16 protein-coding genes are annotated in these 17,693 nt (G+C 70.1%); 8 read left to right on the forward strand and 8 right to left on the reverse strand.

From position 1 onward, the window contains the following. The first annotated feature begins 27 nt into the window (after positions 1-27). The gene (locus ACIA8X_RS31110) at positions 28-1,233 is read left to right on the forward strand and encodes a glycoside hydrolase family 64 protein (RefSeq protein ID WP_399459669.1); all 1,206 of its coding nucleotides are present in this window, start codon (positions 28-30) and stop codon (positions 1,231-1,233) included. Positions 1,234-1,247: 14 nt separating this feature from the next. On the opposite strand, the gene ACIA8X_RS31115 is transcribed toward ACIA8X_RS31110, so the two are convergent. From ACIA8X_RS31115 to ACIA8X_RS31125, 3 genes are all read right to left on the reverse strand, one after another. After that, positions 1,248-2,357, reverse strand: a complete 1,110-nt coding sequence (locus tag ACIA8X_RS31115; RefSeq protein WP_399459671.1) for a hypothetical protein — start codon at positions 2,355-2,357, stop codon at positions 1,248-1,250. Positions 2,358-2,532: 175 nt separating this feature from the next. Beyond that, entirely contained in the window at positions 2,533-3,255 is a 723-nt protein-coding gene (locus ACIA8X_RS31120) for a PaaI family thioesterase (RefSeq protein ID WP_399459672.1), read from the reverse strand. Positions 3,256-3,394: 139 nt separating this feature from the next. Beyond that, positions 3,395-4,510, reverse strand: a complete 1,116-nt coding sequence (locus ACIA8X_RS31125) for a LacI family DNA-binding transcriptional regulator (RefSeq protein WP_399459673.1) — start codon at positions 4,508-4,510, stop codon at positions 3,395-3,397. 215 nt (positions 4,511-4,725) lie between these two features. Here ACIA8X_RS31125 and ACIA8X_RS31130 point away from each other — a divergent pair, with 215 nt between their 5' ends. From ACIA8X_RS31130 to ACIA8X_RS31145, 4 genes are all read left to right on the forward strand, one after another. Then, positions 4,726-6,810 (forward strand): glycoside hydrolase, encoded by a 2,085-nt coding sequence (locus tag ACIA8X_RS31130; protein WP_399459674.1) that lies wholly within the window; start codon positions 4,726-4,728, stop codon positions 6,808-6,810. A gap of 122 nt (positions 6,811-6,932) precedes the next feature. Beyond that, a complete protein-coding gene (locus tag ACIA8X_RS31135) occupies positions 6,933-8,060 on the forward strand; it encodes a hypothetical protein (RefSeq protein ID WP_399459675.1) in 1,128 nt (375 codons plus the stop codon). A gap of 96 nt (positions 8,061-8,156) precedes the next feature. After that, positions 8,157-8,996, forward strand: a complete 840-nt coding sequence (locus ACIA8X_RS31140) for an endonuclease/exonuclease/phosphatase family protein (protein ID WP_399459676.1) — start codon at positions 8,157-8,159, stop codon at positions 8,994-8,996. Between the two features lie 92 nt (positions 8,997-9,088). After that, the gene (locus tag ACIA8X_RS31145) at positions 9,089-9,547 is read left to right on the forward strand and encodes an SRPBCC family protein (protein ID WP_393444242.1); all 459 of its coding nucleotides are present in this window, start codon (positions 9,089-9,091) and stop codon (positions 9,545-9,547) included. Between the two features lie 42 nt (positions 9,548-9,589). On the opposite strand, the gene ACIA8X_RS31150 is transcribed toward ACIA8X_RS31145, so the two are convergent. Beyond that, positions 9,590-9,781, reverse strand: a complete 192-nt coding sequence (locus ACIA8X_RS31150; RefSeq protein WP_399459677.1) for a hypothetical protein — start codon at positions 9,779-9,781, stop codon at positions 9,590-9,592. Between the two features lie 43 nt (positions 9,782-9,824). Between ACIA8X_RS31150 and ACIA8X_RS31155 the strand changes: the two genes are divergently transcribed. Continuing rightward, a complete protein-coding gene (locus ACIA8X_RS31155; RefSeq protein WP_399459678.1) occupies positions 9,825-10,313 on the forward strand; it encodes an alpha/beta fold hydrolase in 489 nt (162 codons plus the stop codon). Positions 10,314-10,327: 14 nt separating this feature from the next. Here ACIA8X_RS31155 and ACIA8X_RS31160 read toward each other — a convergent pair whose 3' ends face one another. Both ACIA8X_RS31160 and ACIA8X_RS31165 read right to left on the reverse strand, forming a co-directional pair. Next, positions 10,328-11,893, reverse strand: coding sequence for an AbgT family transporter (locus ACIA8X_RS31160; protein WP_399459679.1), 1,566 nt, complete (start codon positions 11,891-11,893; stop codon positions 10,328-10,330). Then, a complete protein-coding gene (locus tag ACIA8X_RS31165; RefSeq protein ID WP_399459680.1) occupies positions 11,893-13,149 on the reverse strand; it encodes an amidohydrolase family protein in 1,257 nt (418 codons plus the stop codon). The genes ACIA8X_RS31160 and ACIA8X_RS31165 overlap by 1 nt, the downstream gene beginning before the upstream one ends. A gap of 166 nt (positions 13,150-13,315) precedes the next feature. On the opposite strand from ACIA8X_RS31165, the gene ACIA8X_RS31170 reads away from it, so the two are divergent. Continuing rightward, positions 13,316-14,347: an Lrp/AsnC family transcriptional regulator gene (locus ACIA8X_RS31170; protein ID WP_399459681.1), complete on the forward strand. Its 1,032-nt coding sequence runs from the start codon at positions 13,316-13,318 to the stop codon at positions 14,345-14,347. A 4-nt stretch (positions 14,348-14,351) separates the two neighbouring features. Here ACIA8X_RS31170 and ACIA8X_RS31175 read toward each other — a convergent pair whose 3' ends face one another. Then, on the reverse strand, positions 14,352-14,759 hold the full coding sequence (locus tag ACIA8X_RS31175; protein WP_399459682.1) for a hypothetical protein: 408 nt from the start codon (positions 14,757-14,759) through the stop codon (positions 14,352-14,354). A 35-nt stretch (positions 14,760-14,794) separates the two neighbouring features. On the opposite strand from ACIA8X_RS31175, the gene ACIA8X_RS31180 reads away from it, so the two are divergent. Beyond that, positions 14,795-15,619: a LacI family DNA-binding transcriptional regulator gene (locus ACIA8X_RS31180; RefSeq protein WP_399459683.1), complete on the forward strand. Its 825-nt coding sequence runs from the start codon at positions 14,795-14,797 to the stop codon at positions 15,617-15,619. Positions 15,620-15,626: 7 nt separating this feature from the next. On the opposite strand, the gene ACIA8X_RS31185 is transcribed toward ACIA8X_RS31180, so the two are convergent. After that, positions 15,627-17,657: a SpoIIE family protein phosphatase gene (locus ACIA8X_RS31185; protein ID WP_393444226.1), complete on the reverse strand. Its 2,031-nt coding sequence runs from the start codon at positions 17,655-17,657 to the stop codon at positions 15,627-15,629. Between the last annotated feature and the right edge of the window lie 36 nt (positions 17,658-17,693).

Below are 17,693 nucleotides of genomic sequence, written 5' to 3' on the forward strand. Positions count from 1 at the left end.
TCGGCCGTTGTCGAACGGAGACAGAGCATGTTACGGACACTCAGACACCGGGCCGCAGCTGTGAGGTTGTCCCTCGCCACGGCCCTCGCCGGTGCACTGCTCGGGACCGGAACGGGTGCACCGGCCCACGCCGCCGTCCCGGCGACGATCCCTTTGCAGATCACCAACAACTCGGCCCGTGGCGAGCAGGTGTACATCTACAACCTGGGCACGGAACTGTCGACCGGACGACAGGGCTGGGCCGACGCGGGCGGCACGTTCCATCCCTGGCCGGCGGGCGGGAACCCGCCGACTCCCGCGCCGGACGCCGCGATACCGGGCCCGGCGGCGGGGCAGTCGACGACCATCCGCATACCGAAGTTCTCCGGCCGCGTGTACTTCTCCTACGGCCAGAAACTGGTGTTCAAGCTCACCACCGGAGGCCTGGTTCAGCCCGCCGTGCAGAACCCGACCGACCCGAACCGGAACATCCTGTTCAACTGGTCCGAGTACACACTGAACGACTCGGGCCTGTGGCTCAACAGCACACAGGTCGACATGTTCTCGGCGCCGTACTCGGTCGGAGTGCAGCGAGCGGACGGCAGCACCGCAAGTACCGGCCGGCTCAAGTCCGGCGGATACAACGGCTTCTTCAACGCCCTCAGGGGGCAACCCGGAGGCTGGGCCAACCTGATCCAGACCGGCCCCGACGGCACCATGCTGCGCGCCCTGTCGTCGCTGTACGGAGTGGAGACCGGCGCGCTGCCGACGTCCGTCATGGACGACTACGTCAACCGCGTCTGGCAGCAGTACACCACCTCGACACTGACGGTCACGCCCTTCGCCGACCAGCCCAACACCAAGTACTACGGCCGGGTCTCCGGTGGCGTCATGAACTTCACCAACAGTGCCGGCGCCGTCGTCACCAGCTTCGAGAAGCCGGACGCCTCCTCCATCTTCGGCTGCCACAGAAAGCTCGACGCACCGAACGACCTCGTACGCGGCCCGATCTCGCGCACGCTGTGCGCGGGGTTCAACCGCTCCACACTCCTGGCCAACCCCAACCAGCCCGACTCCAGTGCCGACGCCTTCTACAAGGACGGCGTCACCAACCACTACGCCCGCGCGATCCACGCGCAGATGGCCGACGGGAAGGCGTACGCGTTCGCCTTCGACGACGTCGGCCATCACGAGTCGCTCGTGCACGACGGCAGCCCGCTCCAGGCCTACCTCACGCTCGACCCCTTCAACTGACTTCCGGGGCCGAGTCAGGCTTCGAGGTGTTCCGTGTAGGCCCCGGTCGGAGGTGCCGGTGTGGGACTGGTCATGCCCACCGACCAGAACCCCGTGGTGCCGGGAACGGACGTCACGTCGTTGAGGTACGGCGCCGGCGCCGCGCCGACCGGGCCTCGCACGACGGTCCAGGTGCCGCCGTCGCGGTGCAGATACGTACTGCGGCTCTGGTCCTGGTAGTTCCAGCCCGATATCCATGCGGCGCGGCCCTGTGCGTCGCCCGCGATTGCACTCAACGACCCGACCGTGAAGCCCACTTCCTCCCGCGTCCAGGACGTGCCGTCCCAGTGGCCCAGGGCAGGGTTGCCGGGGCGGCCCGGCGGACCGCCGATGCCGGCCTCGGTGCCCACCGCCCATACGTCGTCCGGACCGGCCGAGTGGAGATCGGCTATGCCCAGGCGCAAGCCCGCTATCGGGGGCAGGACCGTCCATGCGCCGTCCCAGCGGGCCACAAGTCCCGACCATCCTCCGCCGTTCGACTGGTCACCGCCCACCCAGACCTCGCCCGGGGAGCGCAGGACGACCCGGTACAGACTTGCGCTCTCGACGGGCAGCGGGTCCAGCCACTGCCATTGTTGCCCGTCCCCGTGGAGCAGACGGGCGGCGCCGCCTCGGCTGCCGCAGATCCACACCTGCCGGTCCGGGCCGACCGCCACCGCGTTCAGGCGAACGTCCGGCTCGCCCATGCCCGGGAACGTGGCCTCGCGCCAGGTGACTCCGTCCCAGCGCAGCAGCGGGCTGCCGGTTCCGGCAGGCTGGCCCACGCTCCACGCCGAGGTGGCGCAGACACCGGCGACATCGCTCAACCGGGTGTGGTTCAGATGCGACAGGTCGGTCTTAGTCCAGGCGCTGCCGTTCCACAGCATGGCCAGCCCCCGCCCCTGCGACGCCCCGGCGCGGCCTTCCTCGCCCACAGCCCAGGCCAGTTGGGGTCCGGCGGCGGCGATACGGCGCAGCTGCGCGGCCGGAGTGCTGCCGGGTGCCGGCACGGGCTGCCAGCCTTGCGTCCGTGGCGTCGCTGCGTCGGCCAAGGCCGCGGACGGGCCGAGCGCGATCCCCGAGACCGCTCCGATCGCCCCTGCCACAAATCGCCTTCGTCTCACTGCGGGGTCCCCCTCCAGGCGTACAGGCGTACAGGCGGATAGGAGGGACCACCGTGAACCAGTGAACCGGAGAGGTCTAGATGTTCGCGTGACAAATCCCCCTGAAGGCAGGTGTCAGGATCGAGGCGGGCCAATCCCTTTCACGAGCCTGCGTGGCTCAAGAGGCAGGCCTGGGATCAATCCACAACGCCTCGGAGACGGCGCACAGTTCGCCCTCTGCCGTGGCGACCGCCGCGCCCATCGTGTGCTTGCGGCCGGACTCCGACAGCAGCCACGCGTACGCGATGTACGGCTCACCCGCGGCGACCGGCCGCAGAATCGTGCCCGTGAGGGCCGCGGTGACCGCTCCCGGGCGCTGGGTACCGAGGAAGCGGCCCGCCCAGTTTCCCGGACAGTCCAGGGCGCCCCAGACCAGGTGGGTGGGGAGCAGGCCGTCCGGGCCCGCGAACGTGTGCGACGGGATCCAGGCGGAGGCCACGAGGTCGAGATCCGGCACCGGGGAGCAGTGCACACGCAGACCGCGGTCAGCGGCGCGCAGGCCGCAGCCGAAGCAGTCGACCACACCCGATGGCGGCTCCGCCCGGAACCTCTCGGCCGCGGCGACCGCGTCGTCCCAGGAGGGCGCGGCAGGCGCGTCGAACGGCGACTCGGCGGGACGCGCGGAGGCAAGGGGCCGCTCGGCGTCGCCCAACTCCACGCCACCGTCCGCCGTTTCGGCGATCCGCACGGGCACCTCGACCGGCACCGGCCCACGGAAGTCCACCCGTACCGTCCGCGCCCCGGACCTCTCCGCCAGCACGCCCGCGACGTAGCCGCCGAAGGCCACCTCGGGGTAGCCGACGTACAGCTCGGGCACCACGATCGCGTCACTCGTCGTCATGATCCCCACTTCACCACACCCCAGGACGACGCTCATGCTGACGGGCTGGGCCGAGTCGAGGCGCGGGGCGGGGCGTACGGGTAGCGCCCGTTCATGATCACGGTCGCGCCCCGAAACCGCCTCACACCCCGTAACCGCCTCACACCGCGTGACCGTCCCCGCCGGGCGGCGGCGGTGCGGTGCTGTCGCGCAGTACGAGGCGGGTCGGTACGAGGGTGGTGCCGTGTTCCGTCGGGTCCTGTGCGGGGCGGCGGATCTTGCCGAGGACCCCTTCGACGCAGAGCCGTCCCACTTCGGCGAAGTCCTGGTGGATGGTGGTGAGGGGAGGCAGGAAGGACGCGGATTCGGCGATGTCGTCGAAGCCGACGACGCTGATGTCCTCGGGAACTCTCCGGCCGCGTTCGTGCAGGGCGCGCAGCAGGCCCAGCGCCATCTGGTCGTTGGCGGCGAACACGGCCGTGCAGTCCCGCTGCTCGGCGATCCGCAGGCCGGCCCGGTAGCCGGATTCGGCCGACCAGTCGCCGCGCACCAGGGGCGGTGGGCGGCGGCCCGCCTCGGTGAGGGTGGTGTGCCACGCGTTGGCGCGGCGCTGGGCGGCGAAGGAGTCCTCCGGCCCGGCCAGGTGCCACACCGTGTCGTGGCCGAGGTCCAGCAGATGCCGTACGGCGTCGCGGGCGCCGCCCACCTGGTCGGTGTCGACCACGGTGTAGCGGTCACCGGCGTCCGAGTCGGCCACGACGACCTGGACGCCGGGCGGCAGTGAGACGGTCGCCGCGTCGAGCAGATGGATCTCCATGATGACGATGACGGCGTCCACGGCGAGTTCGCCCAGCCGGGAGAAGGCCCCGTGCACCTCGTCCTGGGTCGGCACGGCGACGGGCAGGAGCGTGACGGCGTAGCCCTGCTGGGCGGCGGACGTGGCGATCGCCTCAAGGGTACGGATGTTGCCCATGGTGGAGAGGGAGAAGGTGATCACGCCGAGGGTGCGGAACTCGCCGCGCTTGAGCGCCCGCGCGGCGCTGTTGGGCCGGTAGCCCAGCTCCCGCATGGCGGCCAGGACCTGTTGACGGGTCTCGTCGGTGACGCCGGGGAAGCCGTTGGAGACGCGGGAGACCGTCTGCGAGGAGACGCCGGCGACGCGGGCGACGTCGGCCATCGAGGCGCCCTGCCGGGGACGGGCCGCGCGCCGTCTCGTACGGGTGTCCGACCTGCGCGTTCCCGCCGGTGTGCGGCCACCGTCGTCCGTCGTGTCCATCCCGTCCCCCAAGCCACGCAACTTTCTGTCCCGGACGACTCCTTGACCGCCGAGATTCGCACAGTGTAGACATCGCGCCAGTGGATGTTTACGTAAACATTAGCTAGTCGAAACCATACGAGAACGCACCGAATCGCACCAGACCGCCCTGTGCGGACCCCGATCTCTGTGTCCCGCCGGGACGCGCGGCACACAGAAGAGCTGGAGTACTCGAGATGGCACACCGCACCCGCAAGAGAAGGCTCCTCGGGGCCATCGGCGTCACCGCCCTGGCGACCGGAACCCTCCTGGCCGCCACCACGCTGCCCCTCGCACACGCCGACCCGGCCGCGGCCGCCGCCGCGGTCACCGTCCGGCCCGACCCCTCCTACCAGCAGGAGAAGTTCGAGGGCTGGGGCACCAGCCTGGTCTGGTTCGCCAACGCCACCGGCGACTACCCGCCCGCGATACGCGAGAAGCTGGCCAAACTCCTCTTCGGGGACGACGGCCTCGCCCTGAACATCGCCCGCTACAACATCGGCGGCGGCAACGCCCCGGACGTCAAGGACTACCTGCGCGCCGGCGGCGCCGTCGAGGGCTGGTGGAAGGCCCCGGCGGGCACCACCCGCGAGGACGTCGACTGGTGGGACGCCGACGACTCCGCCGACTGGAACAAGAACGCCGACAAGACGCAGCGCTGGTGGGTCGACCGCATCAAGAAGGACATCACCCACTGGGAGACGTTCAGCAACTCGCCGCCGTGGTTCATGACCGAGAGCGGCTACGTCTCCGGCAACTTCGACGCGGGCAAGGACCAGCTCAAGACGGAGTCCGTCGACGACTTCGCCAAGTACCTGGTGGGTGCCACCGAGCGGCTGGAGAAGGCGCACGGCATCGACGTCGACACCCTGGACCCGTTCAACGAGCCGAACACCAACTACTGGGGCACCAAACTCGGAGCGGACGGCGAGCCGATCGGCGGCCGGCAGGAGGGCGCCCACATCGGCCCCGAACTCCAGCAGAAGGTGCTCCGCGCGCTGGGCCCGGTGCTGAAGAAGTCCAGGAGCGACGCGGAGATCTCCGCCATGGACGAGACCAACCCCGGCACCTTCGCGACGAACTGGAACTCCTACCCGCAGGAGGTGCGCGACCTCGTCGACCAGATGAACGTCCACACCTACGGCACCGGCCAGCGCACCACCGTGCGCGACCTGGCCAAGGCCGCGGACAAGCCGCTGTGGATGAGCGAGGTCGAGGGCGACTGGGGCGACGGCCAGAGCTTCACGGACATGCGGCCGGGCCTGGGCCTGGCCCAGCGCATCGTCGACGACCTGCGTGAACTGGAGCCCAAGGCCTGGGTGTTCTGGCAGCCCGTCGAGGACTACGACAACATGAAGCCCGGCGGCGAGTCCGCCAAGGGCGGCAACTGGGGCTCGATCCAGCTCTCCTTCAGCTGCACCTCGAAGGACACCCTCGAAAGCTGCCCGATCTACACCAACACCAAGTTCGACACCGCCCGCAACTTCACGCACTACATCAAGCCCGGCGACCGGCTGATCAAGACGAACGACACCTCCAGTACGGCCGCGATCTCCCGCAAGGGCGACGCGGCGACCGTCGTCCACGTCAACAGCACCACCGAGGCCCGCGACGTCACCCTCGACCTCTCGAAGTTCGGGAGCGTCTCCTCCCGCGCCACCGTCACCCCGGTGGTGACCAGCGCCGACGGCAAGCTGGAGCGGCAGCAGCCGGTCCGGGTCACCGGCAAGCAGGCCACGGTCACCGTGCCCGCCCAGTCCGTGACGTCCCTCCTCGTCAAGGGCGTGTCCGGCGTGGCGAAGGACGCGGCCGAGCTCCAGAAGGGCCACACCTACCGGCTGACCGGCGTCCAGAGCGGCAAGGACCTCACGATCGCCGACAACGGCACCGGTCTCGTCATCAAGAGCGCCGACGCCGCCGACCCGAGCGGTCAGCAGTGGCGGTTGGAGCAGACCAGCCGGGGCAACGACAACCGCAAGCGGTACGTCTTCAGCGAGGCGACGCAGGACAAGCGTCTCGCCGTCCGTGACGGCAAGCTGGTGGCCGAGCCCGACGAGGGCAGTCGCGACAACGCCGCCCAGTGGATCATGTCCACCACCGGCGACGGCACCTGGACCCTCGTCAACGCCGCCACCGGTCAACTCCCGGACGTCGGCGGCCAGTCCACGAACGAAGGTGCCGCGGTCGGCGTGTGGCAGCCCAACTCCGGCGCCAACCAGCGCTGGAAGGTGACCGATGTGACGGCCGGTGCCGCGGCCGACGGCGGCTCACAGGCCGGGTAGGGCCTCCGTGCGGCGGTAGCCCGTCACGAATCCTTGCCTGCGACGTCACCGTCCCGGCCACGCGAAGGTAGCGGCCGGGACGGTGACGTCGTGTTGTCGCTCCTCCGGGGGAGGATGTGGCAATGGCATGGCGAACGGAACGCGGGAAGCAGACGGTCGGGCTCGTGGCCGCGGCGAGTGCGGCGCTGGCTCTGACCGCGTGCAGCCCGGGCGGCTCCGACGACGGGGACGCGGGGAACCGCGAGGCGAAGTACAGACGTGTCATCGAGGACCCTCACCCTCACCCCGCCGACGTCATCGAGGCGGCCGGCGCACCCACCGGCGTGGCACGCGCGGACGACGGCTCGCTGCTCCTGACGTACGAGGCGGGCAACGTCGAGGACGACGAGGGGCCCGCCGCCATGGCCTGGCGCATCGTCGGCCCGGACGGCCGTACGGTCGCCGAGTACGCGGAACACACGGACGCGGAGGCTGCGCGGGCCGCGTTCAAGGGGGTGCGCGGGGGCTTCGTACGGGTGCCGCCGGGGGAGGGGGCCGGGGGAACGTACGCCCTCGACCCGCACGGCAAGCGGCACAGGGTCGTCACCGCCGAGACCCCGGTGCGCACCCGCCCCGGCGACACCCTGCTCGCCGAACTGGAGCCGACCCTCGTCTACCGCCCCGCCACGCGCGCGGTGGCGCCCCCGGCCGGAGTGCCGGACAGCGCCATCCGCCTCGCCGTCGACGAGCGGGGCACGGTGTGGAGCCTGGACCAACCCCTGACCGAAGACCCCGACCGCGTCGTATGGCAGCGCGACGGTCGCACCCTCGGCTCCACGACCGTCCCGAAGCCCTACACGGGCGGCATCCTCGCCGCGCGAGGCGGCACCGCCGCGCTGTCCCTCGTCCGGGGCGAGGGCGTACGCGGCGTGTTGGTGACGACGGACGGCGGCGGGCAGTGGCAGACGGTCCTCGGCGGCGGCCTCCCTTGGCGTGACCTGAAGCGCGGCCCGGAGTGGCTGGTCATGGACCTGCTGGCGGACGGGCGCCTGCTCGTCGGCGAGGAAGGCGGCCGCTACTGGCTCGCCGACGACCGCACCAACAGCGCCTTCCGCGAGCTGAAGACACCGGCGAAGTTCACGTCGTTCACCGTCGACGGCACGACGCTCTACGGCATCGCGGACGCGACGACGGCGACGTACGACCTGGTGGCGGGCGAAGGCCTGTGGATCTCGCGCGACGGCGGCCGTGAGTGGCGGCGCTTCGAGTAGGGCGGCTGGCGGCGGAACTGATGCGTTGCTGACAACCCCGTCCCATAACCTCGTGCATGGAGATGTCAGATGCCATGGGGATCCACTGAGGAGGCGATGGTGTTCGCAAGGGGCACGCGGTTGTTCGCGGGCGCGGTGGTCGTGGCCTGCATGGTGCTCGTCGGCCCCAGTGCGCCAAGCGGTGGCCTCTTCGGCAGGTCACAGCCGGTCGAAGCCGTCAAGGACGTCGTTCCGAACCGGGTCATGACGTGGAACATCTGCAACCCGTGCGAGGTGAGCAACGTCGACCGGGCGGCGGACATCGCCACGTATGCGCCCCAGGTCATAGGCATGCAAGAAGCGTGTGTGCGTGACGTCGAGAGGATCCGGGACTATCTGGAGAACGTGCACGGGCTGGTCTACCACGTCGAGTACGGTTCGGTTCTTCGGAGTTGGGGGCGCTGCGGGGGAGTGCCGTGGAATCCGGGGGCCTTCGGTCAGGCAATTCTCTCGGCGGCACCGATGACGGACCGCGTCAACGTGGAATACCCCGACGGCGGATCCGAGGACCGTGGCTACATGGCGGTCACCACCAAGGTGGGTGACCGGCCCGTCCGGGTCTTCAACACCCATCTCGCCCATCGCCGTCAAGAGGCGTTCCGAGCAGAGCAGGTCCGGGTCCTCGCGGCAGAGGTCGCCCAGCATGACCGCGTCATCGTTCTCGGCGACTTCAACGCCGTGCCGGACGCTCCCGAACTCGCCCGGATGTGGGCACTGGCCGCGGACACGGCCCCCCAGTGTGACCCCTCGCAGACCGGCACCTGCGAGCCGACCACCGACTGGCAGAGCAAGTTCGACTACATCTTCGTACGGGGCTTCGTCCCGAGCGGGCACGGTGTGCATCCCAGCGCGTACTCGGACCACCACCTGGTGCACACCGACCTCGAACCGGCCTGAGCGAGCATCCTGGCCGCCGTTCGCCTCGCGGTATGCCCGGTGGCCCCATAGAGTCGCGGGCACGGAGCGGCTCAAGCGATTGAGGAGTGCTCATGTCAGGGCAGTTTGAAGCGACGGTCGAGGTTGATCGAACTGTCGAGGCGGTGTTCGACTACCTCGCCGACGGACGCAACGATCCGCAGTTCAGCCCCCGCGTACTCAGGATCGAGCGGGTTCCCGAAACCCCGACCACGGTGGGCACGGTCTTCCGCAGCACGGTCAAGGACGCCGGGATGAAGACGGCCAGGGAGTTCCGCATCACCGACCTCGAAGCCCCGGTGCGGATCCGGTGGGCCGAGGTGTCGAAGAACAGCGTCACGGCCAGCGAGGGCGGCTACGACCTGGAGCCGCTGGCCGACGGCAGGACGCGGGTCCATCTCTTCAACGTTCTGGAAGGCCACGGCCTCGGCAAGCTCCTCGTCGGCCTGGCGCTCGCCGCCGCCCGCAAGGATGCCGACAGCTTCGGTGCCCGGATCAAGGCGGCGGCCGAAGCCTCGATCGACGCGCGCTGACCGCCCCTCGGACCGGCCTGCCTGACTCGTCCGGCAGCACGGTCAAGGACGCCGTAGGCAGCGGTCCCACGTCACGGCCGTGACACCCCGTTCCCGCAGTACCGCCTTGCGTACCTTCCCGGTCTCGGTGAGCGGCAGGGACTCGACCACCTCCACGTACCGCGGTACCGCGCATGCCGGGAGCTCCTGAGCACAGTGCCTGGCCAGGTCCGCCGGATCCAGGACGGCGGCCATGACCTCGTCCTCCGCCGGATGACGTCCTTGATGCACCGGCGGCGTGATCGCGGTGGAACTCGCCGCCCGCCTCCAAGACCGCGTCGCGAGCCTCCTCCTGTCCGCCACGCCCTTCATCGACGACGAGAAGAGGCGTACGGCGGCCGAGCGCAAGCCCGTCGACCACGTCGATCCCAGGCCCGACGGATCCCACCTCGTCGAGCTGTGGAACCGGCGCCGCGGCTTCTACGAGGAGGGGCAGGAAGCCGCGCTCAACCGTTTCCTCGTCGACGCGCTGACCGTCCTGGACCGCGTGGAGGAGGGCCATGTGGCCGTGCGGAGCGACGGGATGGACCGGAGGCTGCCGCAGATCACCGCCCGCACCCTCGCGGTCTGCGCTCCCGGCGACCACTACTACCTGCCCGCCCTGGAGAAGTTCGCCGCGGCGCTGGGCTGCGAGACCCGGGTCCTGTCCGGCGGCCACGTGCCACTCCCCGAGCAGTTGCCCGGGGAGTTCGCCAAGGTCGTACTGGACTGGGCGGCAGCCGCGTAACGCGGCTTCAGCACTCACTTGAGGCCGATGTGCGCACCTGGGCCGAGCGGCAGGTCGAAGCCGTAGAAGATCCCGAGGATCGCCAGCCAGACCACCAGGAACGGCACGGTGAAGATCGCCAGCCGGGAGATGAGCGTGCCCAGCCGGGCGTCGGGTTCGTACCGGCGCAGCAGCGCCAGCAGCAGGAAGACGTACGGGTTCATCGGGGTGATGATGCCGGTGGCCGAGTCGCCGATGCGGAAGGCCGCCTGGCTGAGGGCGGGGCTCATGCCGAGCAGCATGAACGCCGGGACGAAGACGGGTCCGACCAGCGACCACAGGGCGGACCCCGAGACGATGAAGAGGTTCAGACAGGCGACCAGGACGACGAACGCCAGGAGCACCCAGAAGCCGGTCAGGCCGATGGAGTCGAGTCCCGCCGCGCTCTTCACGGCGAGCAGGATCCCCACGTTGGACCAGTTGAACAGGGCGATCACCTGGGCGGCGACGAACATCAGCACCACGTAGCCCGCCATGTTCTTCACGGCGTCGGACATCGCCGTGACCACGCCCTCGGAGCCGGACAGCGCCTTGACGGTGAAGCCGTAGGTGAGCCCGGCCAGCATGAACGCGGTGAACAGCACCGGGACGATGCCCGTGAGCAGCGGCGAGGGCACGAGCGCTCCGCCCTCACCGCGCAGTGGGGCGCCCTCGGGCAGCCACAGGGACAGGACGGCGCCCGCGTAGAGGACGAGGACCACGGTGGTGAACAGCAGGCCCCGGCGCTGGATCGGGGGGAGGGTGAGGTCCTGGCTCTCGGGCTCGTCCTCCCCGGGTTCGTAGGTGCCCAGGCGCGGTTCCAGGACACGGGCGATGAGGAAGCCGCCGAGCAGGCCGAGGACGAGGCTGCTGGCCGCGGTGAAGTAGTAGTTGACGAGGAGGTGCAGGTCGAGGCCGTCGGCGGCCGGCAGGACCGCGGCCGCCTGCTGGGTGATGCCGATGTAGAGGGCGTCCAGGGAGCCGATGGTGAAGCCCGCCGCGTAACCCGCGCCGACGCACGCGAAGCCGCCGATCAGCCCGGCCACGGGATGGCGTCCGGCGCTGCGGAACACCACGGCCGCCAGCGGCGGCAGCACGATCGCGGCGACGTCGCTGATCATGTGCGCCTGGCAGGCGACCAGCGCCACCAGATACGGCAGCACCGGACGCGGCGCACGGGCCAGCGTGGACCGCATGACGGTGTCCAGCAGCCCCGCCTTCTCCGCGACCCCCACCGCCATGACCATGAGCAGCACGGCGGCGATGGGCGGGAAGGTGGAGAAGTTGGTGACGAGGTTCTCCGTCAGCCAGCGCACGCCCTCGCCGGTGAACAGCCCGGTGACGGCCTTGGTCTCGTCGGTGCCGGGGACGGTGACCGTCACGTCGGCCAGCGCGAGGCCGGTGGAGACGCCGGCCAGGATCACGAACAGGCCGGTGAACAGGAGGATCGGGTGGGGCAGCGCGTTGCCCGCCCGCTCGATGAGGGACAGCACCCGGTCGACACCGCTCGGCCGGCGCTCGTCCGGGGCCTCGGCGTCCGGGAGGTCGGTCAGTGAACTCATCAGCATCGCCCCCCTGTTGGCAGCAGGTCCTTGCGTACGACGCCGTCCTGGACGACGCAGACCATGTTCGCGGGATCGCCGAGTACACCGATGTCCCGCAGCGGGTCTCCGTCACAGATGACCAGGTCGGCCGTGCGTCCCGCGGTGAGGGTGCCCAACCGGTCGGCGACACCGAGCAGTTCGGCGGAGGTGCGGGTGCCGGCGACGATGGCGGCCATGGAGTCCATGCCCAGGTCCACGAGATAGCTGAGCTCCATCAGGTTCACACCGTGCGGGCCGACGGCGGCGTCGGTGCCGAGCGCGATCCGGGTGCCGTAATCGATGGCCCGGGCGATGTTCTCCTTGGTGACGCCGGACCAGCGGGTCTTCTTCTGGTAGTGGTAGTCCGGCATCGTCTCCTTGTTGATGCCGGCGTAGACGGTGGACAGTGTCGGGACGACGAAGACGCCGCGCTCGCCCGCCATGTCCAACGCCCGCTCGTCCAGGCCGTAGCCGTGCTCGATGCTGGTCACCCCGCCGCGCAGGGCGTTGAGGATGCCCGCGTTGCCCTGGGCGTGCGCGGCGACCGGCTTGCCGCCGTGCCGGCCGGCCTCGTCCACGACGGCCCGGATCTCCTCCTCCAGCAGACCCTCGTCGTCGGGGTCGTCGTACGGGCTGCCCATGCCGCCCGTCGCGCACACCTTCACCAGGTCGGCGCCGTCCCGCAGCACCCGCCGCACCGCGAGCCGGGCCGCCGCCGTGTCGTCGGCGATCTCCGACATCCCGGCGCTCAGATCGGTGCCGTCGGGCAACCGTACGTCCGCGTGCCCGCCGGTGTGGCTGATGATCCGCACGGCCGTGTGCAGCCGGGGCCCCACGATCCGGCCCGACTCGACCGCCGTACGGAAGCCCGCCGACAGGCCGCCCAGGTCGCGGGCGGTGGTGATGCCGGCGTCCAGGGTCTGGCGCAGCCGCGTGACCGTGTCCAGGGTGACCAGGACCGGGTCGAGCTCCGCGCGGCGGCTGGGCGGCGAGCCCTGGGCGTAGGCGAGATGGACATGGCAGTCGAAGAAGCCGGGCAGCACGGTGCGGCCGCCGGCGTCGATCTCCCGGTCCGCCCCGCCGGCCGGGGGCGCGGTCGCGGCGGGACCGGCGTAAGTGAGGGTGCCCTGGGCATCGATGGTGACTACGGCGTCGTCCACCGGGGACGCGCCCGTACCGTCGATCAGCCGGGCGTGGTGGACGCGAAGAGCGGTCCGGGGGTTGGCATCCGTCATGGGGTGCGGTCACTCCTGAGTTGTCGGCAGCGAGGGAAAGGAGTGTGGAATGCGGAGGAGAACCTGGTGCGACGATGCAGGAATCTCGCCGGATTCCCGCGAGGCATGCAGAGAAGTGCCGCTGGGGGCACGTCCTCCGGCGGACACGGTGCAGGATTCCGCCGCCGTGCCGGAACCGGAAGCCGTGGAACTCGACGAGCTGGACCGCAGCATCGTCCACGCCCTCCAGATCCATCCCCGCGCGCCCTGGAAACTCGTCGGCGAGGTCCTCGGCATCAACCCGGTCACCGCCGCCCGGCGCTGGCACCGCCTGGCGCGGGCGGGCCTCGCCTGGGTCACCGCCTATCCCCGGCTGTCCGACCCGCGGATCGTGGTGACCGCGACCGTCGAGGTGGACACCGAGCCGGGCGTCGCCGAGGACGTGGCCCGGGCCTTCGCCAAGGACCCGGCCGTCCCCAACATCAAGCTCACCGCGGGCGGCCGGGACATCGTGGTCGCCGTACAGGCCCGCAGCCTGGACGAACTCGCCCGGCTCACCACGTCGTTGTTCCAGCGCACACCGGGTGTGCGGGCCACGCGGACCCATGTGTCGACCGGCGTGCCGACCGAGGGCAGCCGGTGGCGGCTGCGCAGCCTGGACGACATGCAGAGCGCCCGTATCGAGGCCTCGGTTCCTCCGGTGGCCCGGCCCCTGTCGCCGGAGCAGGCCCACTGGGACGACCTGGACACCCGGCTGCTGGAACTGCTCAGCGTGGACGGCCGGATGTCGCTGCGCGCCCTCGCGGCGGCGACCGGCACGAGCCAGACGACCCTGCGCCGCAGGGTCCAGTCGCTGGTGTCCGCACGGCTCAACCTGCGCTGCGACCTGGCCCGTCCCTTGTCGGGCTGGCCGCTGTCCGCCGTCTACTTCGCCTCGGTGCCCGCCCAGTACGTGGAGCAGACCACCAGGGTGCTCGCCGGGGTCCGCGAGGTCCGCTCGTGCGCCATCACGGCCGGTCCCTACAACCTGGTGCTCGACGTGTGGCTGCGCGAACTGCGGGACGTGCACACCTTCGAGGCCCACCTGTCGGGCAGGATCCCGCATCTCACGGTCGCCGACCGCTCGGTGGTGCTGCGCACGCTCAAGCACATGGGCCGACTGCTGGACCGCGACGGCCGCTGCGTCGGGGTCGTGCCGCTGCGCAACCCGCACCTCTAGCAGGTCAGGACCACGTCACTCCCGTGTCGGGGGCGAAGGCCACGTGGGTGACGGTGTCGTCGTACCAGTGCAGACGCAGCACTCCGTCCGCGACGGTGGCCTCGGTGACCGCCATGGATACGGGGACGGCGGGAGGTTCGACGGTGAGTGTGGCGACGGCCGCGAACACACGGTTGCCGGTGGCGTCCGCGCTCAGTCGTGGCGCCAATGCCCAGGGGGCGAACGCGGTGCCCTGAGGTGCGCGGACAGCATCCTGGTCCGTCCAGCCCAGCAGCGGATGCAGCCGCGACAGCGGGGGCTCGTCCGGTCCGGTCGCCCATCCGGTCTGCTCGGCCCGAGCGCCGTACGGTCCCCCGGAAACCCGGTGGACCCGCACCTCGTACGGGCCGCGCACGACGGTGACGCTCTCCACGCGCAGTCCGGGGACCAGCGGCGGGCCCCCTGGTCGTGCCGGAACTCGACGTCCCCTACTTCGCCGAACTGGCCCGTGAGGTCATCACCGCGGCCCGTGCCCATGGGTACGTCGTGATGCTCGACCAGACCGACGGCGACGTGGCGCGGGAGCGGGAGCTACTCGGCCGTGAGTCGCGCGCCACCATGTTCGACGGACTGCTGCTGAGTCCGCTCGCCATCTCCGAGGACGAACTGCGCGGCCGCACCAACCGGGTTCCGGTCGTCCTGCTCGGCGAGCACATCTTCAACGGCAGCTTCCACCACGTGGCCATCGACAACGTCGCGGCTGCCCGCGAGGCCACCGAACACCTCATCGGCCTGGGCCGCCGGCGCATAGCCGCCATCGGTGACCAGCCCTACAGCACCGGCGAGACCGCGCAACTGCGCACCATCGGCTACCGCCAGGCCCTGGAGGGCGCGGGCCTGGCCCTCGACGAGAGCCTCATCATCCCCACGCCCCGCTTCCACCGGCACCTCGGTGCCGAGGCCATGACCCGGCTCCTCGCCCTGCCCGAGCCACCGGACGCCGTCTTCTGCTACAACGACCTCCTCGCCATCGGCGCGATGCACGCGCTGGCGCGCGCCGGAGTCCGTGTTCCCGAGGACATCGCCGTCATCGGCATCGACGGTATTCAGGAAGGCGAGTACAGCTCGCCGACCCTCACCACCATCGCGCCCGACAAGGCCCGCATCGCGGAGACGGCCGTCAGCACACTCGTCGGGATCATCGCCGGCACGGCATCGCCGCCGGCGGACGCGAAGGCACCGCACCGGTTGCTCGTCAGGGGCAGTACGACGACGGATTCCCGGTCTGCCTGACCGGCCGTCACAAAGCTGCCGGATTCTCCGCCGCAAGGGATTGCTCGGTCCAGATGCATTTGCCGGAGTCGGTGCACCGCGCGCCCCACCGGTCGGCCAGAGCGGCGACCAACTGCAGGCCTCTGCCGCCCTCGTCCGTGTCCGCCGCATGACGAATGCGCGGCATGGTGAGACCGCGGTCGGTCACCTCGCAGATCAGCGTGCGGCTGCGCAGCAGACGAAGGGTGATCGGGCCCTTGGCATGGCGAATCACATTTCCGACCAGTTCGCTGGCGAGGAGTTCGGTGGTCATCACCAGTTCTTGCAGTCCCCACGCGCTGAGTTGATCCCGGACGTGTTTGCGGGCCTGTCCGGCGGCCTTGGGATCTTCGGGCAATTGCCAGGACGCGATGTCCTGTGGGGATGACGCGCGGGTGCGTGCTATCAGCAGCGCGGCGTCGTCCCGGAAACGTGATGTGTCGGTGTCGGAGAAATCGCTCAGCAGGCTGTCACACAGGGCTTCGAGATCGGCACTGCCGGGTTCTGGAGTTCTTGCGACGCGCCGGGAGAGCGCGGCCATTCCCTTGTCGATGTCGCGCGTCGGATCCTGGATGAGGCCGTCGGTGTACAGCACCAACAGGCTGCCTTCGGGGAGTTCGAGGGTGGCCGTCTCGTACGGAAAGGACGCGGTCCCCAGGGGCGGATTGTCGGGCAGATCCGGGAAGTAGCGGGAGCCGTCGGGATGGACGATGACGGGTGGGGGATGGCCGGCCGTGGTGAGGGTGCAAAGGCGGCTGGTCGGGTCGTAGATGGCGCACAGACAGGTGGCGTAATAGTCGTCGCCGAGATCTCCGACCAGGCTGTTGAGATGGTAGAAGAGTTCGTCCGGCGCTTGCCCGAGATCGGCGAGGGTGCGTACGGCGGTGCGCAGTTGGCCCATGATCGCGGCCTCGCGCAGACCATGGCCCATGACGTCACCGATGACGAGGGCCACGCGATCCGACGGCAGCGCAATCACGTCGTACCAGTCGCCACCGACTTCGGCTCCGTCGCCGGCCGGAAGGTAGCGGGCGGTCGTGGTGACGCCGGGGAGGGACGGCAGGACGCGGGGGAGGAGACCGCGCTGCAGCTCATGGGACCGGCGGTGCTCGGCATCGTAGAGACGGGCTCGGGCCAGGGCCTGGGCTATGAGACCGCACAGGACCGTGAACAGGTTGCGTTCCTCGGGGCTGAATGTGTGGGGCCGGCTGTAGGAGAAGATGCACACGCCGATGGGCTCGCCGGAGGTGACCAGGGGAAGAAACGCCCAGGCCTTCTTGCCGCTGGCGGTCGGCATATGGGCCATGTGCGGGTAGCGGCCGACGTACTCGGCGGGCGAGGAGATGAAGAACGGGGCGCGTTCGATCAGTGCCTCTCCGGCCGGGCATCGATCGAACGGTGGCGGCGGGGTCTCCTTCATCCAGTTGACGAATTCCACTGGGTTTCCGGAATTGCCGAACGACGTCAACTGCTCCCCGTCGCGGTACCAGAAACCGACCCCGTCGGCGCCGAACAAGTGCCGGGCGTGATCCTCGACGACGCTCACCACGTCCAGTCCGGTCACCGCCATGGCCAGCGCCTGAGTGAGTTCGACGATCCTGTCGGCGTACTTGGCGACCGTGTCCTCGGCCGGCGCTTCCTCCGGCGCTTTCTGCGGCGCTTTCTCCCCGTTGTGGTGTCGGCGGGTGATGTCACTGAAACAGAGAGTCATGCCGGTGGGGGCGGGAAACACCTGGATACGGAGCAAGCGCCGGCCCAGGGGCCAGGCGACGCTGAAGCCGGTCGGCTTACCGGCGGTCGTGGCCTGCTGGCATGCGAGCTTCACGCCTGTGGTGTGGAGGTGGGGGACCACATCCCACAGCACGCGGCCGAGCCATTCTTCCGACAGGCCCAAAAGGCGTTCAGCGGGTCTGTTGAAAAACGTGACCTGCCAATCGCGGTCGGTAGTCAGAACGGCGTTGGCCAGGGGATGGAGGGCGGTGGGCGTGTGGACCTTGGCCGGGGGCGGTTTGGTGGACATAGGGACTGGAGCCGATCGTCGGGGATCTCCGTCTGG

Source organism: Streptomyces sp. NPDC051738 (assembly GCF_044453205.1).
In the GTDB taxonomy this organism is placed as follows: Bacteria; Actinomycetota; Actinomycetes; order Streptomycetales; family Streptomycetaceae; genus Streptomyces.

What these genes read in the sequence shown, in the direction of transcription:
- ACIA8X_RS31110 (WP_399459669.1), top strand. Translation starts at nt 28, where the DNA reads ATGTTACGGACACTCAGACACCGGGCCGCAGCTGTGAGGTTGTCCCTC.
- ACIA8X_RS31120 (WP_399459672.1), bottom strand. Translation starts at nt 3,255, where the DNA reads ATGACGACGAGTGACGCGATCGTGGTGCCCGAGCTGTACGTCGGCTAC.
- ACIA8X_RS31135 (WP_399459675.1), top strand. Translation starts at nt 6,933, where the DNA reads ATGGCATGGCGAACGGAACGCGGGAAGCAGACGGTCGGGCTCGTGGCC.
- ACIA8X_RS31160 (WP_399459679.1), bottom strand. Translation starts at nt 11,893, where the DNA reads ATGAGTTCACTGACCGACCTCCCGGACGCCGAGGCCCCGGACGAGCGC.
- ACIA8X_RS31140 (WP_399459676.1), top strand. Translation starts at nt 8,157, where the DNA reads ATGGTGTTCGCAAGGGGCACGCGGTTGTTCGCGGGCGCGGTGGTCGTG.
- ACIA8X_RS31130 (WP_399459674.1), top strand. Translation starts at nt 4,726, where the DNA reads ATGGCACACCGCACCCGCAAGAGAAGGCTCCTCGGGGCCATCGGCGTC.
- ACIA8X_RS31150 (WP_399459677.1), bottom strand. Translation starts at nt 9,781, where the DNA reads ATGGCCGCCGTCCTGGATCCGGCGGACCTGGCCAGGCACTGTGCTCAG.
- ACIA8X_RS31165 (WP_399459680.1), bottom strand. Translation starts at nt 13,149, where the DNA reads ATGACGGATGCCAACCCCCGGACCGCTCTTCGCGTCCACCACGCCCGG.
- ACIA8X_RS31125 (WP_399459673.1), bottom strand. Translation starts at nt 4,510, where the DNA reads ATGGACACGACGGACGACGGTGGCCGCACACCGGCGGGAACGCGCAGG.
- ACIA8X_RS31185 (WP_393444226.1), bottom strand. Translation starts at nt 17,657, where the DNA reads ATGTCCACCAAACCGCCCCCGGCCAAGGTCCACACGCCCACCGCCCTC.
- ACIA8X_RS31145 (WP_393444242.1), top strand. Translation starts at nt 9,089, where the DNA reads ATGTCAGGGCAGTTTGAAGCGACGGTCGAGGTTGATCGAACTGTCGAG.